Source organism: Streptomyces halobius (genome assembly GCF_023277745.1).
In the GTDB taxonomy this organism is placed as follows: domain Bacteria; phylum Actinomycetota; class Actinomycetes; order Streptomycetales; family Streptomycetaceae; genus Streptomyces; species Streptomyces halobius.
This window is the reverse complement of sequence record NZ_CP086322.1, coordinates 5,184,894-5,198,857: the sequence shown is the minus strand read 5'-3', so window position 1 is coordinate 5,198,857 and position 13,964 is coordinate 5,184,894. Positions and strand designations below refer to the sequence as shown.

At 65.3% G+C, this 13,964-nt stretch carries 13 protein-coding genes; 1 reads left to right on the top strand and 12 read right to left on the bottom strand.

Features of this window, described 5'->3' with window-relative positions:
* Window positions 1-132 precede the first annotated feature (132 nt).
* A complete protein-coding gene (locus K9S39_RS23635) occupies window positions 133-501 on the top strand; it encodes a hypothetical protein (RefSeq protein ID WP_248865342.1) in 369 nt (122 codons plus the stop codon).
* Window positions 502-742: 241 nt separating this feature from the next.
* On the opposite strand, the gene K9S39_RS23630 is transcribed toward K9S39_RS23635, so the two are convergent.
* The 12 genes from K9S39_RS23630 to K9S39_RS23575 all read right to left on the bottom strand — a co-directional run bounded on the left by K9S39_RS23630 (window position 743) and on the right by K9S39_RS23575 (window position 13,733).
* Entirely contained in the window at window positions 743-1,762 is a 1,020-nt protein-coding gene (locus K9S39_RS23630; protein ID WP_248865341.1) for an esterase-like activity of phytase family protein, read from the bottom strand.
* Window positions 1,763-1,881: 119 nt separating this feature from the next.
* On the bottom strand, window positions 1,882-2,316 hold the full coding sequence (locus K9S39_RS23625; protein WP_248865340.1) for a hypothetical protein: 435 nt from the start codon (window positions 2,314-2,316) through the stop codon (window positions 1,882-1,884).
* Window positions 2,313-3,812, bottom strand: coding sequence for a hypothetical protein (locus K9S39_RS23620; protein ID WP_248865339.1), 1,500 nt, complete (start codon window positions 3,810-3,812; stop codon window positions 2,313-2,315). Before K9S39_RS23620 ends, K9S39_RS23625 begins: the two co-directional genes overlap by 4 nt.
* The gene (locus K9S39_RS23615; protein ID WP_248865338.1) at window positions 3,809-4,567 is read right to left on the bottom strand and encodes an ATP-binding cassette domain-containing protein; all 759 of its coding nucleotides are present in this window, start codon (window positions 4,565-4,567) and stop codon (window positions 3,809-3,811) included. The genes K9S39_RS23620 and K9S39_RS23615 overlap by 4 nt, the downstream gene beginning before the upstream one ends.
* A gap of 114 nt (window positions 4,568-4,681) precedes the next feature.
* Window positions 4,682-5,611, bottom strand: a complete 930-nt coding sequence (locus K9S39_RS23610; protein ID WP_248865337.1) for a M48 family metalloprotease — start codon at window positions 5,609-5,611, stop codon at window positions 4,682-4,684.
* Window positions 5,608-6,051, bottom strand: a complete 444-nt coding sequence (locus tag K9S39_RS23605; protein WP_248865336.1) for a BlaI/MecI/CopY family transcriptional regulator — start codon at window positions 6,049-6,051, stop codon at window positions 5,608-5,610. Before K9S39_RS23605 ends, K9S39_RS23610 begins: the two co-directional genes overlap by 4 nt.
* A 39-nt stretch (window positions 6,052-6,090) precedes the next feature.
* A complete protein-coding gene (locus K9S39_RS23600; RefSeq protein WP_248865335.1) occupies window positions 6,091-6,903 on the bottom strand; it encodes an ABC transporter permease in 813 nt (270 codons plus the stop codon).
* A complete protein-coding gene (gene ccmA / locus K9S39_RS23595; RefSeq protein ID WP_248865334.1) occupies window positions 6,900-7,631 on the bottom strand; it encodes a heme ABC exporter ATP-binding protein CcmA in 732 nt (243 codons plus the stop codon). The genes K9S39_RS23600 and ccmA overlap by 4 nt, the downstream gene beginning before the upstream one ends.
* The gene (locus K9S39_RS23590) at window positions 7,625-8,947 is read right to left on the bottom strand and encodes a lanthionine synthetase C family protein (protein WP_248865333.1); all 1,323 of its coding nucleotides are present in this window, start codon (window positions 8,945-8,947) and stop codon (window positions 7,625-7,627) included. Before K9S39_RS23590 ends, ccmA begins: the two co-directional genes overlap by 7 nt.
* Window positions 8,948-8,957: 10 nt before the next feature.
* Window positions 8,958-12,053, bottom strand: coding sequence for a lantibiotic dehydratase (locus K9S39_RS23585; RefSeq protein ID WP_283112703.1), 3,096 nt, complete (start codon window positions 12,051-12,053; stop codon window positions 8,958-8,960).
* Between the two features lie 13 nt (window positions 12,054-12,066).
* The gene (locus K9S39_RS23580) at window positions 12,067-13,062 is read right to left on the bottom strand and encodes an LLM class flavin-dependent oxidoreductase (RefSeq protein ID WP_248865331.1); all 996 of its coding nucleotides are present in this window, start codon (window positions 13,060-13,062) and stop codon (window positions 12,067-12,069) included.
* Window positions 13,059-13,733: a hypothetical protein gene (locus K9S39_RS23575; protein ID WP_248865330.1), complete on the bottom strand. Its 675-nt coding sequence runs from the start codon at window positions 13,731-13,733 to the stop codon at window positions 13,059-13,061. The genes K9S39_RS23580 and K9S39_RS23575 overlap by 4 nt, the downstream gene beginning before the upstream one ends.
* Window positions 13,734-13,964 lie beyond the last annotated feature (231 nt).

Genomic DNA, 13,964 nt, shown 5'->3' with positions numbered 1-13,964 from the left:
TCTAGACCATGTTTGGGCCGCGTGCCATAAGGGACCGATTAACGCACCGAGTTGGCATCCGCAAGACCCTCGGGAGCGACCTGATCGTCCGTCGACTCGAATCGCGAGACGCAATCTTGTGGCCTGCATCACGTGCTGCTGGGTCGCCTGCAACGATGCACCTGCGAACGCTCCCGGCATCGCCACCGCCGAGGCGGGTACGACAAAGGCCGGGCCGACTGCTCGTCGACCTACGTCGATGGCCTGGACCCCGCTCAGGGCATGGCCTGCCTCCACGAGCCCGGCAGCGGCACGGCATGGATCCAACGGACCGGCGACGTGCACCTCATCGGTGGCCCGGCGATCGCCGATGACCTGGCCACCCACGTGCAGATGTGGGTGAACCTCGCCCGGCCCGTCATCGCGGTCTACTGCACGGTCTTCGAGCGCACGGACACCGACGAGCCGGTGTACCACCCCGTTGAGTGGTGCCTGCACGACGACTACCCGAAGCAAACGTAGCAACCCCGCACGAGGAGGGGGCGCCGGTTCTCACCGGTGCCCCCTCCTGCCGCTCCAGCGCTGCCTGGGCCGTGGAAAATGCTGCGCCGTACGGAGGAGCAGGGCAGCACGGCGAGCAGCGTCGGAGAGGAGCAGCAGAGGCTGCACGTCTCAAGAATCACGACCAAAGCAACGCCCGACCCCCTTGGGCAAGACTGAACGCTGTCGCACCACCTACCGCGTGCTGCGACAGGACGGGGTGTCAGTCCGCCTCAGGCGTCCGGGTGCTGAATTCGTACAGCCGCGTAACCTGCCGGTCGCTCTGATTGTCATCGCTCACCATCAGCGCCTTCAGCCGTCCGTCCTCCTCCCGGCCCGTGACGAGCATCCCCTCGATGTTGTCCAGGAGAGGGTTGGGCAGCCGCGTCGGGTGCCGCGCACCCAAGGAAGGGCACGCGGAGAGGTCGGCGAACAGCGCCTTCGAGACCACTCGCCCACCGCTCGCGTGCGTGAGATCTGCGTAGTAGAGACGGTCCGTCAGCCCCGCGTCTTCGGTGAGGCCCCGTTCGAGGACCAGTCCCGTAGCGGTGATTTCGGAGATACCCAGCGACTTGTCAACGGGGTAGGTGTACTGTCCGCTCGGCTGGAAGTCCGCTGTGGTGTTCGGCCGGTGCCAGGTTTGGAAGCGCACCAGCTGCCGCCCTTCACCGTCCATCGGGTCCCCGTCGAGGGGTCCTTCCATCGACGCGATCAGCGTTCGGCCGTCTGGCTGGAGCGCCAGGCCCTCGAAGGTTTGGTTGAGCCGGGCCTTTCCGATCGGTGCAACCCGGAGTTCTTCCGGAACGGGCAAGGACCCGAGAAGTTTGCCCTCGCGGTCGTAACGGCGGATGGATGGTTCCGTCTCGGCAGTGACCAGGTAGCTGCCGTCATGGTCGACTACCAGGCCCTCGGAGTCCAGTTTTCCACCCTTTTCATCGGCCAGTGATACCACGCGTTCGGGCCGGCGCCGTGGGTCGAGCGTAAACAGCTCGGAGCGGCCGGACAGGGCGGCGACCCGACCGTCGGGGGCGGCGGCCAGTGCGGAGAGGTTGCCGACATAGCGGCCTTGGAAGGTGGTCTTGTCCAAGGCGTCGGAGAAACCGGCGACCGAGACATACGGCGAGCAGGCCCGGCCGTTGTTCTCCGCGCTCGGGGAGCCTTGTGCCGCATTCGTGACCTTGGCCGTCAGCATCGTCGTAGCTATGACTGTGGCAGTCGTAGCCAGCATCCTTCGTGCGCGCATAAGTGGTGTCTTTCACTGCCGAGTTCGACGTGGAGGCTGGCGAGGGCGGAGCCGCGGCACATGGCCCAGCCGTGGGGCTCCGCCCCGTCAAGGAACCGCCGTTTCGACAGCGGCACGGATCAAGAAGTCGGCCGGGGCGATGCGGAGGCGCCGTCCCGCTTGTACTCATCAACGCTGCAGACCTGTAGCCCGTACGATCGCAGCCGCCACATCTTCCCCGAGGAGTTCTTGATGGTCTCTGCGCTGGGATAGCCCTTGTCGTCCTCGGCGACTTCGTTGAGCGCGTAAGCCTTGCCGTCGGGAGTGGTGAAGGTGATGGCGTAACCGCTGTTCGAAACTGCGAGGCAGGCCACCGTCCCCTTCTCGGGCTTCAGCGGCCAGGCGGCGCCGAACTGGTCCGCGGTGACGGCCTGCGGATTGTGCTCCACCCCCGGCCACCTCGTGACCGCGTCGCGCTCCGAAGCGCCACAACCCGAGATGAGCAGACCGCCGATCAGCAGCGCACCTGCCATGGGCAGCAAGCGGGTTCGGGCCATATGAGGAGCAGTGTTCATGAGTTTCCCGCCGCCTTACGTGCTGCACGAGTGATGCCGAAGGTGAAGAACACCGTGACCACGACGCTGATGGGGAGCGTCAGCGACATGCGCTGCAGGTCGAGGTAGTTGGCCCAGGAGTAGGGGGTCACCGGCCACAGCGCCTGCTGGAGGTCGGTGCCGCCGATGAGCACTCCGCAAAGGATGCCGATGATCCCGACTACCACCGCCACTGCCAGTGATGTCCGGACGCTCAGCCAGAGGGCGAACGAGGTGAGCATCGCGCCGACCAGCGCGCTGGTGAGCGCGAGCGGCCAGGCGTGACCGAACGGAATCCCCGCCAGGAGATAGACCAAGGCGATGATCACGGACAGAGCCACCGCGATGCCGACCGTGATGCCGGTGAGTACGAGGGCGGGCCTGCCGGCGCCGGGGGTGCGGGACGCGACCGCCCGCCAGCCCCGCCCCGCGGCGTTCCAGGCCACCAGTCCTAGCACCAGGCTGCCGATGGGAAGGACCAGCAGTGTGAACAACTGGATGCTGGAGTTCGGGTCGTGCCAGGAGAGCCACACCGCGATCAGGAGGACCGCGGCGGGGCACAGCCACGTCAACGCGGTACCACGCAGCGTACCGGCCACCGCAGCCGCCACACGGGGAGTGCCCGGGCGGGAGTACACAGCCATCGCCGGATCCGGCACTGCGGTCGGCGCGCTGCCCGGAGCAACAGCAGCCCGGTGCTGGGAAGTTCGTGAGCCGCGCCGCCGCAGCTTCGGAAGCAGCAGGAAGGGCAACGCCAGCGCCGCGCCCATGAGGGTGGGCAGCCAGGGGGATGCGTGTGCCAGTGGGGAATGGACCTCCAGGGCGACGCCGTTGGCGTGGGTACCGATCACCGGCAGCACACCGCGGTCCACCCAGGTGAAGGGCAGGGCCGGCCAAGCGGCGGACTCGGCGTTCACCACGGCCAGCACCGTCCACCCGAAACCCGCGCCGAGCGCGACGGCCCACGAGGTCTGCCGGGCCAGCCACAGCAGCATGGCCAGCATGCCGAGTTGAGCGACCCACGGCACCACAACGGCCTGGATAGCGCGGTCCATGGGGACCTGCTGTGCAGAGGACATCAGCCCGAGGATCGCCAGGGGAGTGCCGGCACCCAACAGGTTCAGCAGCAGTGACTGGGTGGCCAGGACGATGAACCGGCTCAGGTGCCGATGGGCCGGGCGCACCGGCCGGTACCAGGTGGCTCCGCCGCGGGCACGCTGGTCGATGCGGGCGGCCGTAGCCGCCAGCAGTGCGACCAGCATAGGGCCGACGAACATCGCCCACAGGTTCAGGTAGCCGAGGACGTCCCGCCAGTCCTTGCCGGGCCCGGTCGAGAGGAAGAGCGCGGTGTTGACCAGTCCGAATGCCAGCCCGCCCAGCGGCAGATACGCCACGGTGCTCCGTCGCCAGGTGGCGAACTCGGCCCGTAAGGTGGCGGGCAGGCCGGGGAGCGGCGCCGGGTACGCGAGGGTGGTCATGAACTCACCGTCCGGTCCATGTGGGAGCCTCCGGTCAGCGTGAAGTAGGCGCGTTCGAGGTCACCGTCCGGTGCGAAGTCGGCCATGGCGCCCTGGTAGCGCAACCGCCCCGTCACGATGACGCCGATGTCATCGGCGATGGCGGCTACTTCGCCCAACAGGTGGCTGGAGAGCACGATGGTGCGGCCGGTGTCGGTGAAGTGGCGCATCATCGTGCGGAGTGCGGCGATGCCTTCCGGGTCGAGGCCGTTCTGCGGCTCGTCCAGGATGAGCACGTCCGGGGTGCCCAGCATGGCGATCGCCAGGGCCAGGCGGCCCTTCATACCGGTGGAGAAGCTCTTGGCCTTCTTTCGGTCCGTGCCGGTCAGTTCGACCGCGGCCAGCGCCCGGTCGACCTCGGACTCCGGAAGGCCGAGCAGGTGTGCGTGGACCATGAGATTCCGCCGGGCGGACAAATGGCCATAGAAGCTGGGGCCGTTGATGCTCGCCCCGATGCCGGAGAGGGAATCCCGGGCCCAGGGCCGGCCGAAGAGCCGCACCTCCCCGGCGGTGGGCGGAAGCAGCCCAAGGATCATCTTCAGCGTGGTGGACTTGCCCGCCCCGTTGGGGCCGAGGAGGCCGTAGATCCGGCCCGAGGTCACGGTGAGGTCGACCTCGTCGACCGCGGTCGAGCTGCGGAAGGTCTTGGACAGCCCCCGGGTCTCGATCACCGGTGTGCCCGCGATGGCCGTCTTCTGGCCAGGTGCCGCGAACATGGCACTCCTTTCTGCTACGCGATGTAGCACTTGTGGGTATGGGTATGCGGAGGTCTGCACCACACACCCGATTACTCTCTTACTCAGTCAGGCAATACGGCCCGGAGAGGCCCGTCACAGCAGCAGCGTCACGGCGCCGACCATCACTACCGTCGTGCCCCGGATTGCCCATGCCTGCCAGACCGGAATGACCCGGGCCGGAGAGGCCAACGCCTCGGCACGACACGTGAGTTCGGTTCCTGGGTCGAGAAACGCGGCACTGCCTCCCGCGGCCACGCCACCGTGACGAGGGGACGCGGCATCGATCTGTGCGCACAGCGCCTTGGCCACGGCTGCGGCACCGTCGGTCTCCCGCGCGGACTGGTCGGCCCAGAGTTCTGCAGCGAGCCGCACCTCCGCAAGGACCGTCTTCCGCCCGGGAATCCACCACCACGACCGCAGGGCGCAGGTGGCGAGGAAGATCCACAGCGGGTGGCGGGCCTCCGCGTGGGCACGCTCATGCTGGATGATCGCGGACGCCTCCGCCGATGCAGCCACCTCCGCACCCAGAACGATCCGGGGCCGCACCAGACCGACCGTACTGGCCAGACCCCGCGTGGCCGGCCCCGATGCGCGGGCGATCCAGACGTCACCGCACTGCTGGGGCTCCAGTCTCGCGAAAACCCGGCCGGTACGTACGACTTGAAAGGCACCGGCAAGGAAGGAGACGGCCATGGAGGCCAGCGGAACCAGCGACATCGCGAACATCAGCTGCGCCGCGATGACCGACAACACATGCCCATGATCAATGTCCGCGATGCCGTTGCTGATCCCCCAGGCGACGGGCGCCCGCCATGGCAGCGCATCACGCAACGGGCTGTGCGGCAGATACGGAACCGCCATTGCCAGGAGGGGAGTGAGTGCGCAGGCCACGGCGAGGACGAACCGTTCGCGGGCCGGTAAACGTATCGACCCCCGGCGCAGCAGATGCCACAGGCCGACGGCGGCCAGCGGACACCACCACGCGAGCATCACCTGCGGATAGCCCAGCCAACTCACACTCACGCACTGCCCCCTGGCGTTCCTCCGGGCTCACCTGCGTCAGAACCAGCGGACGGATCGGCGATGCCGGCCAGCAGAGCACGCACCTGCGCGAGCTGGCCGGCATCGCCACTCACCGCCTGAACGAAGTTCGCCACTGCCAGGTCGCCGAAACCGTCCACAACTTGCCGCACTTGTTCGGCCGCGACGCGCTGCTCGACTTCGCGTCGAGTCTGCTGCGGCCAGTAGACGTATTGCCGACCTTCCTTGCGCCGATCCAACATCCCTTTGACCGCTAGGCGTTCCATTACCGTCTTCACGGTGGTGTACGCCTGCCCCCCGTCGAGACGTCGGAGGCATGTGGCGACGTCCATCTCACCCGCCGACCACATCACGTCCAGAATCGCCAGCTCAAGGGGCCCGAAGTGGGCCGCTAGACCTCGACCATCTCGCAACGACGACATGCTACAGAGCATAGCAGTTCATCGCCGGGGACGGCCACGTCAGTACTCGCCGAGCGAACCTGTCCGCCGCGCCCGGGACATCCCGGTGGAGAAGGTCGCCATCCCGATGGGAAGCATCACCGCCGACCAGATCGCCATGTGCAGCAGCGCCGGCGCCACCTGCGACAGGTCCGCGTTGACCAGAAGCGATTTGCGTATCCCGTCCAGAGCCTGGGTGGTGGGCAGCGCTTGTGCCACGGACTGCAGCCAGTCGGGGAAGATCGAGATTGGGTACATCACACCGGAGAGCAGGGTGGTCAGCGTGGTGATGCCCCAACGCACCGGATCCCCACGTTTGGTGATGAGAAGAACGCCACAGCCCGCCAGCCCGAAGCTGCCCAAGGTGATGACCAGCAGCGCGAGAACCGCCAGGGTCGCAAGCACGTTTATCGAGATCGGGATGTCGAAGACCACCCCGAACAGACCGAACATGACCACCGAGCCCAGCGCGGTGCCGATCAGACCGACTACTCCCGAATACAGCATTACCCGGGTCAGCGGAACCGGCATCACCACCACCGACTCCAATGTGCCGGTCCGCTGCTCGATCTGGAGATGGTTACTGAAGGCACCGAGGCTGACGGCGACAAACCCCGTGAACACCGAGCCGGACATCAGGAAGCTGATGATGTTGCCACCGTATCCCTGAATGCCGGCGAAGGTGTTGCCGTCCTCCAGGAACTTGCCCATCAGAAGGAACTGAACCAAGGAAATCAGCGCGGTGACAGTGCCCAGTGCTATGGCGGTCTTGTAGGTGCGGCGCTCCCAGTAGATCCGGAGAATATGGACTCCGAGTTGACGGATGATGTTCACTGCGCCTCCTGAAGGGCTACCCGTTCGGCTCGGTTACGGACCGAATCGCCCGGCGCCGGGTCGGATATGCCATGCTCCTGCGTCGCGTCGACGTGCCCCTTCTTGATCTGCAGGAACTGTTCAGTGGCCGTGGCCAGATCGCTTTCGTTATGGGTGGAGAACAGGACCGAACCACCGCCCTCGGCGTGATCACTGATGATCTCGTGAAACCGAGCGACGTTCTCGGTGTCCAGATTCGCCGTCGGCTCGTCGAGCAGGAGCAGCGGTGGAGATCCCAGCAATGCGCGGGCAAGTCCCAGGCGTTTACGTTGCCCCAACGACAGCCGCATGAACTGTGTATCGGCGTACTCCGCCAACCCCACCCGGTCCAGTAGTTGCCCGATCTCCTTCTTCGCCCGGGCGCCGAACAGGTTCCGCAGTGAGGCGTAATACCGCAGGTTCTGCACACACGTCAGCCGGAAGTAGAAGCTGCGTTCCGGATACAGGGATACGCCGACGTGTGCCCGCGCCGCCGTGGGACGGCGCACGATGTCACAGCCGGCCACGCTCACCGAGCCCGAGGTGGGCGTGATCAGACCACACAAGATCTTCAAGAGTGTGGTCTTGCCGGCCCCATTGGAACCGAGTACCGGCACGAGATGCCCAGCGGGCACCGTGAACCCCACATCGGTCAGCACGGGAGTCGTGGCCTTGCGGTAGGACATCGTCACGTCTTCCACGCTCAACATGCCACACCTCCGCACAGCATGAGCTCCGCAGCGGTAAGCCCGTCGTGGCCCAGAGACATGAGGGCGACCGCGGCTCCGCCCGATCCGGTGAGGAAACCCGGGGAGTCGGTCTGGGCACCCGGAACAACGTTGTTCCGCAGCCCGAATGTCGCGTCCGGGTCGACCATCGTCAGGAGCTGCTCGACCACGGCCTGGTTCGGCCCGGCCCAGCCTCGCCCATACGACGCGGCCACGGCGGCGACGTAGCGCTGAACGGTGACCTGACCCGCGACACCATGGCACAAGGATGGGTTGTCGATGTACCGCAACTCGACCGGCCGTCGCTCCACGGATTCCAGCAGACGGATTGCGGTGTCGAGGAATCTGAGGTCCACGCTCGCACAGTTGGCCAACGCGACCGCCGCGCCGAGGTTGCCGTAGCACCACGCCGACCGTGCCAGACCAGTCTGCTCGCGCTGCCGGTCCGAGGGCAGCATGAAATACGGCAGATCGGGTCCGTAGTCGGTTTCCACCAGACGGTCGGTGATCTGCTCTCCGAGTGTGGTCACCGTTCCGGTCAGCACCGGCGACGCCGTGCCCCTGCTCGCCGCCGTGCCCAGGACGGAGAGAACACCGGAAATCCCGTGGGCAAAACCGAGGTTGAGATAGCCGTCGTGCAGATGAGGAGACCCGTTCCGCTCAATTGACGTGATCTTCCCAGGGGGCGTCCACAGCCCCAGCGGCGGCGGAACCGTAGCCAGGCGGCAGAACTGCTCCACTATGCGGTCAGCCGCATTCCGCCGACGCTCATCAGCGCCTCCGGAGGCGAGCAGGTGTATAGCAGCCCCGGCCAACCCGGAAATCACGTCGTAGTCGCTGCTTGCCACTCCTCCGGAGGGGGGCAGCGCAGCCAGCCTGTCCTCGACTCGTGTGATCAGCGTGGCTTCCACGTCGTGAAGCGCCTGACGATAGCGTTCCCCGCCGCGGGAGAGGGCTCGCAGGGCATACGCCACGGACGCCGTGCCGTTGACCAGCCCCACTCCGAGATCCGGTGTGCGGGTATAGAAGTCGATCAATTTCCGGGCGTACTCAAACGCCAGCCGATCCCAGCCGTCGTCCGGGCACAGCTCGTCAGCGGCCGAGTACACCAGGGCCATACCGAGATCGCCGGGGTCCGTACTGAGCGGATTCCAAGCCTTGATCGGTTCCTTCGTGAACGGGTCGGGAATCCGGAGGTCGGCCAGATCACCACGGAAGTCACGTATCCGGTTCAGAATCTCCCAGCCGGTGTTCACCGCCTCCTTCCTGGTCGCGTCGCTGATCGGTGAAGACGTCATCAGTTCCTCGTTATGCACGGCCGGACTGTCCTTTCCTGTGGGCCTGGGATCGCCTGATGACGCTGAGGAGGAACAGCGCCTGGTATTCACGGCTCCGGGGAAGGCCCATCCGGTTGGCGAACATGTGCAGAAGGCTCTGCAGGGTCATGGCCCGCCGTCGCCACGGCCCATCGGCCTTGACGAGAGACGCGTTGAACGCCTGGGTGTCGGGGAGCAACGCGGAGTGCAGCAGTGGTCCTGCGGCGATGGCCGCGTCCGACGGCTGCTGTCGCACCAAAGGACGGACCGCCTTCCGGAGGGCAGGGCTGTGCGCGGAGAACTCCGACCGGTAACCGCTGGCGATGATCTCCAGCAGACTGTCTGCTTCCTCGTCGTCCAGCCCCAAGGCCGCCAGATAGTGGTCCATCAGGTGCGCGGCGTCCCGCACGATCCGGCTCAGCGTGCCACTGAGCGTCCCCTTGTCGTCCAGCCGGTGTGCTGTTCGCATCGCCTCGGCCGGCATACACAACGTCGGGTGAACAGCGAGGAATTGGGATTCGGCGCAGAAGATCCGTTCTGCGATCGGCATGGCGTCGACTCCGCCGTACCGCTCAATCTCCCGGACGTAGGTGTCGACGGTGTAGCGCTGGGCCAGCCCGTCACGCACGCATCCGCTGATCACCTCACGTACCCGGTCGAAGGCCGCTGCCGCAGAGCGGACTCGGATACGCAGATGGTCATCCGGATCCGCGTAACGGATGAAGAACCAATTGCCCGGGAACGTATCGCCGGCGGCCCCCAGTCGGGACAGGATCTCGTTCTGGTCCTCCCGCTCCCCGTACACGCACAGGTACCACCATTCGGTGCCCGGCGGCAGGGTTCGCTCGGAGTCGACCGTGGTGTCGAAGTGGGGCGCGAGCGGTGGTGGCCCAGCTGACACCGGGCGTCGCGCCACGGCAGAGAACACCGCCTCGCTCGCGTACCGGTGGCCATCGCGGCCGCGTACTGCACCCATCTGACCGGGTGCCGGCGCTTCCGTGACGAACTCCACTCCGTCAGCGGCTTCTCGGCGCAGCAGGTCTCGGTGGATCGGATCGACCATGTGCAGCAGGAGGCGATTGTCGAGCGTTCCAACGTAGATGTACTCGGGGAGCTCAACTTCGGTCGCCCATCGCAGCAGTTGGCCATCCTGGTCCTCGGGGGCGCCGGACAGCGGCGGAATACGCCACTTCGGTAGCGACAGGGTCACCCCCTCGTATTCCACACCTGGCAGGAATTCCGCCAACGGCTCCAGTTCGCCCCAGGTCCAGGCGGGTCGGTTGGTTCCGTCCAGAGAGATTTCATGGAGGAACCTGATCACGTCGATGTTGATCTCCGGGTTGACCAAGTTGGCCGTGTGGATCAGCACCCGCTTGCCGGTGGCGGCGTGGACCAGGTGGAACCGGCCGTCCTCAACGCCGACGAGAAGGTCGGCAAAGGCGATCTGCTCCACGGTCGGCTCATCGGTATCGAAAGCGCCGGTGGTCACCTTCAGCTGGTAGTCGTAAACACGGGGCGAGGCAACGACGTTGTTCACTCGCGAACGATTGCTGACATAGTCCAGCTCGCACAGGATGGTTTCGGGGTGAGCTGCCTTCTCGGCGTCGGCCACGTCGCGCACGTGTGCGTCGATGGCGGGGTCCCCGTAGGCGAATCGGCCGCCCGCCTTACCTCCATGGATCACCACCCCGATCGGGGACTGAGTGATCCTGATCTCGTCGTTGTCACCCTGGTCGAGCTGGAAGAACACGTCATAGGTCGTCGGCGGTATCCCGGGAACGGGAGGAAACGCGGCGAGGTCGCTGGAGGTGATCGCCACAGTATGTTTCCCGGTTCGCCGGGCGCGGTCGATCAGAGCGGCCCGTAGCCGGCGGCCGGCGCGGAAAGTCTCCTCAAGGGTGGTCGCCCCTTCCTTTGCCGGGTGCCGCGAAGAGGGGTATCCGGAAGGTGCGCCGATGCCCTGCTCAGGGTCGAACATACGGTGCAACGGAACAAGAGACTGGCCGAAGACGTCAGTGAACCGTTCGGTGTGGCGCTGGAGTTCCGGGAAGTTCACCGGCATGGCGGTGACGCGCATCATTACGCTCACCGCGGCTTCGACCTTGGTCGCCACGTGGGCGGGTATCTGTCCCGACATCGCCAAGGACAGGTCGACCTGAAGCTGCTCCTGGCCGGCATTGGCATCGGTGCGCAGGGCCGAGTACACCGCCCGCAGTTCATCGATTCCCTTGCCGATGGCGGTGTCGCGGTACGCGGCGATGGCATCCTGCGCTGCTCGCAACTGCTGTGCCAATTGACCATCACTGTCCAGGTCGGCACGCATCCAGCGGTCCATCGGGCTGGTGTCGAACGCCGAGGGGGTCAATTCCGTGATCAGGATCCCGCGTTCGACCAGCTCATTGATGAAGCGGTTGAGCACCTCCCGCTGGGCGTCCGGAAAGGTCTTGCCCAGACTCTGGTGTATCGCCGAAAGTGCGACGGGCTCGCGGGCCATGCTGATGACGTGCCGCACCGGAGGTGTATTTCTGATGCTGAACGTCTCGACCTTCCCGTCCGCTGACTGGGGATTCGCCATCACCGCAATCCGATCTCCGGCCAGATACACCGTCGGATTGGTCACCACACGCAACCGGTCGCCGAGATCAGCGACCGCGGCATCAGTGATGTGTTTGAGATAGGTGAATCCGACACGGGCGTGCTTTTGGTGATCGCCCTCTGGTCCCAGCACAAGGGGCTCATCGCCGAGGCCAACCATTGCGCTGCCCCCGAAGAGCCCGAAGGGGGTCGTGCGGGTGGAGATGCGAATCGCATACTTCAACAGCGCTCGGTAAAGGGTTTGGACTTTCTTTTCCTGCCCCTTACGGTTGCCGCCTTCGGCTCCGTCTGCGGTGGGCAATAAGGCGTCCACTTGATCAGCCAGTACGGGACTGGCCACGTATACAGACTCTCGGAACGCTTCATCCGCCCAGAGCGCGCGAATCCCTTCGATCGGGCTGCTCTCGGCAGGACGGTGGGGGTAGAAGTTGGTGGAATGAATAGGAGACCGGAGTAGTACGCGGTCCAGTATCCGGTAGCGAGAATGTACCATTATAAAATCTCTGTCACCAATGCACTGAAGCCGTCGCGGCCAGAATTTCGTTGAGGTCCAGCAATGCCTCGTCCGTTCCGTACCGAGTGTGCACACCGGTCAGGTTGAGAATCGCTTCATCCACGCCGGCTTCCGCGTATTCGGTCAGATCGGCTGCGATATCGGATGGGCTGCCGTAGAGGAATCCACCGCCGGATATCAATGCCTTCGCGGCAGAGACGGGATCGTTCGTCGGTGCGTCGACCCCGGCGCGTATCAGCATGTCGGCATAGTGCGGCAGAACGAGGTGTCCGCCGGCAGAGAGGTGGACCAGGTCGACGGGGCTGCGCCCTCGCCGTGCCACTGCCACTTGTACCGTCGCAACGACGGAAGGACGGGGGCGGCCAACGGACTTCGCGCCCGCGGCCACTTCCGGCACCACCACTTGCCGTAAATAGCTGGCCGGCGCCAGCCAAGTGATCGCAGCATCGGCTACCTTGCCCGCCACTCGGGCCATTCGGGACCGGAGAACACCCAATCCGAGTTGCACTCCTGGGTGCACTACCGGAGGCAGTGCCTCACCCGAGTGGAAATACCGAGGCGGGGATTCAGGGCTTGCTCTGTGCACCATGGGATCCCATGGCTGCGCCAGGCAGCTCCGCGCGGCCCGTACAAACTCCACACTTGCGTCAACAGGCTTCTCGTAGACCGTACCGAGCCTGGCCCGTTGCGTCACCTGGCTGCCCGGCCCGTATCCCATGATGGCGGTGTGCCCGGTGACTGCAGCAACGGTTCGGGCCTCCAGCGCGGCCTGGGCCGGATGTCGCAAGGGGGTGACCAGCACACACGTGCCGGCCGGGACCGGGTAGCCGGCGCCGGCCAGATAGGCGAAGGTCGCAGCGGGCTCCAGACCGTAGCTTTGGCCTTGCCACAGACGGCTGAGTTGGGAGCCATGGGCCACCTGGCGAGCGAAGGGCACTGCCTGCTCAACTGTGGCAGGCACCGTCGGTATCAGGAGGGACAGCTTCATCTCTGTCCTGCCGGCGACAGGCCCATGCTCCTCAGATATGAGTGGGATAGCACCGCGGATAACGGATCGTCTCCTGCCGCAGCGGGCTCCGCCAATTCCCAATGATCGATGAGCCGGCTGGCTGCCCTGATCAGGTCCTGATCACCAGAATCCAATACGGACCGCACAAGCTGGCTCTCCAGCTTCTGACGCAACGAGACCGCAAAAGGGCTGTCACATTCTGGGAGACATGGACCTTGATACAGGATCAGCGCTTCGGCCGGCTTACCTGCCTTCAGGAGGCCGAGCACCATCAATGCGTCCACCGAGACCGACTGGGTCAGCACGTACCGGCGCCCCAGCGTCTCGTAACGGACATCGATTCCCAGCTTTCGCGCCCGGTATGCCAACGTGGGCAGCGTGGACGCGGAAACGTCACGTTCATAGATGCGGTGATGCAGGCCGTCACGGCTCATCGACCCGCCGGCCGAGGCCAGCGCTGTAACAAATTCCATCGTCTTACTGCTGGCTACTGGCTTGCCGTCTACGGCAAAGCGCCCCAGGACGTTGATTTTCGTTCCGGACGGAACATCCGCCGCCAACTGTGCGTCGAAATCAAAATGCGGCACTTCAGGTGGAGCGAAACCTTCACTTTCGCACCCCACGTGGCCAGCTAACGCCATACCAGGCATTACACCCCTCCCCCGTTGCACATGAACACAAATCACTCATGAAGGTCGATCTGGTCAAAATCAACCGACTTCCCCATAAGGGGATTATTTCGCATGCTCGTTACAAGCTATTCGCAAGATGATCACACGTCAAGCAGATATTGCGGACGTCACACTCACACAAAAAACCGGCCAGCCGGTAGCTTTCTGGCGCGGCGTAGTCGTTACTCGCGCCGCTTCACCAGCGGCGTC

Excerpts from the sequence above, each read along its gene's own strand:
- K9S39_RS23620 (WP_248865339.1), bottom strand. The coding sequence starts at position 3,812 with ATGACCACCCTCGCGTACCCGGCGCCGCTCCCCGGCCTGCCCGCCACC.
- K9S39_RS23580 (WP_248865331.1), bottom strand. The coding sequence starts at position 13,062 with ATGAAGCTGTCCCTCCTGATACCGACGGTGCCTGCCACAGTTGAGCAG.
- K9S39_RS23630 (WP_248865341.1), bottom strand. The coding sequence starts at position 1,762 with ATGCGCGCACGAAGGATGCTGGCTACGACTGCCACAGTCATAGCTACG.
- ccmA (WP_248865334.1), bottom strand. The coding sequence starts at position 7,631 with ATGTTGAGCGTGGAAGACGTGACGATGTCCTACCGCAAGGCCACGACT.
- K9S39_RS23615 (WP_248865338.1), bottom strand. The coding sequence starts at position 4,567 with ATGTTCGCGGCACCTGGCCAGAAGACGGCCATCGCGGGCACACCGGTG.
- K9S39_RS23575 (WP_248865330.1), bottom strand. The coding sequence starts at position 13,733 with ATGCCTGGTATGGCGTTAGCTGGCCACGTGGGGTGCGAAAGTGAAGGT.
- K9S39_RS23590 (WP_248865333.1), bottom strand. The coding sequence starts at position 8,947 with ATGACGTCTTCACCGATCAGCGACGCGACCAGGAAGGAGGCGGTGAAC.
- K9S39_RS23605 (WP_248865336.1), bottom strand. The coding sequence starts at position 6,051 with ATGTCGTCGTTGCGAGATGGTCGAGGTCTAGCGGCCCACTTCGGGCCC.
- K9S39_RS23585 (WP_283112703.1), bottom strand. The coding sequence starts at position 12,053 with ATGGTACATTCTCGCTACCGGATACTGGACCGCGTACTACTCCGGTCT.
- K9S39_RS23625 (WP_248865340.1), bottom strand. The coding sequence starts at position 2,316 with ATGAACACTGCTCCTCATATGGCCCGAACCCGCTTGCTGCCCATGGCA.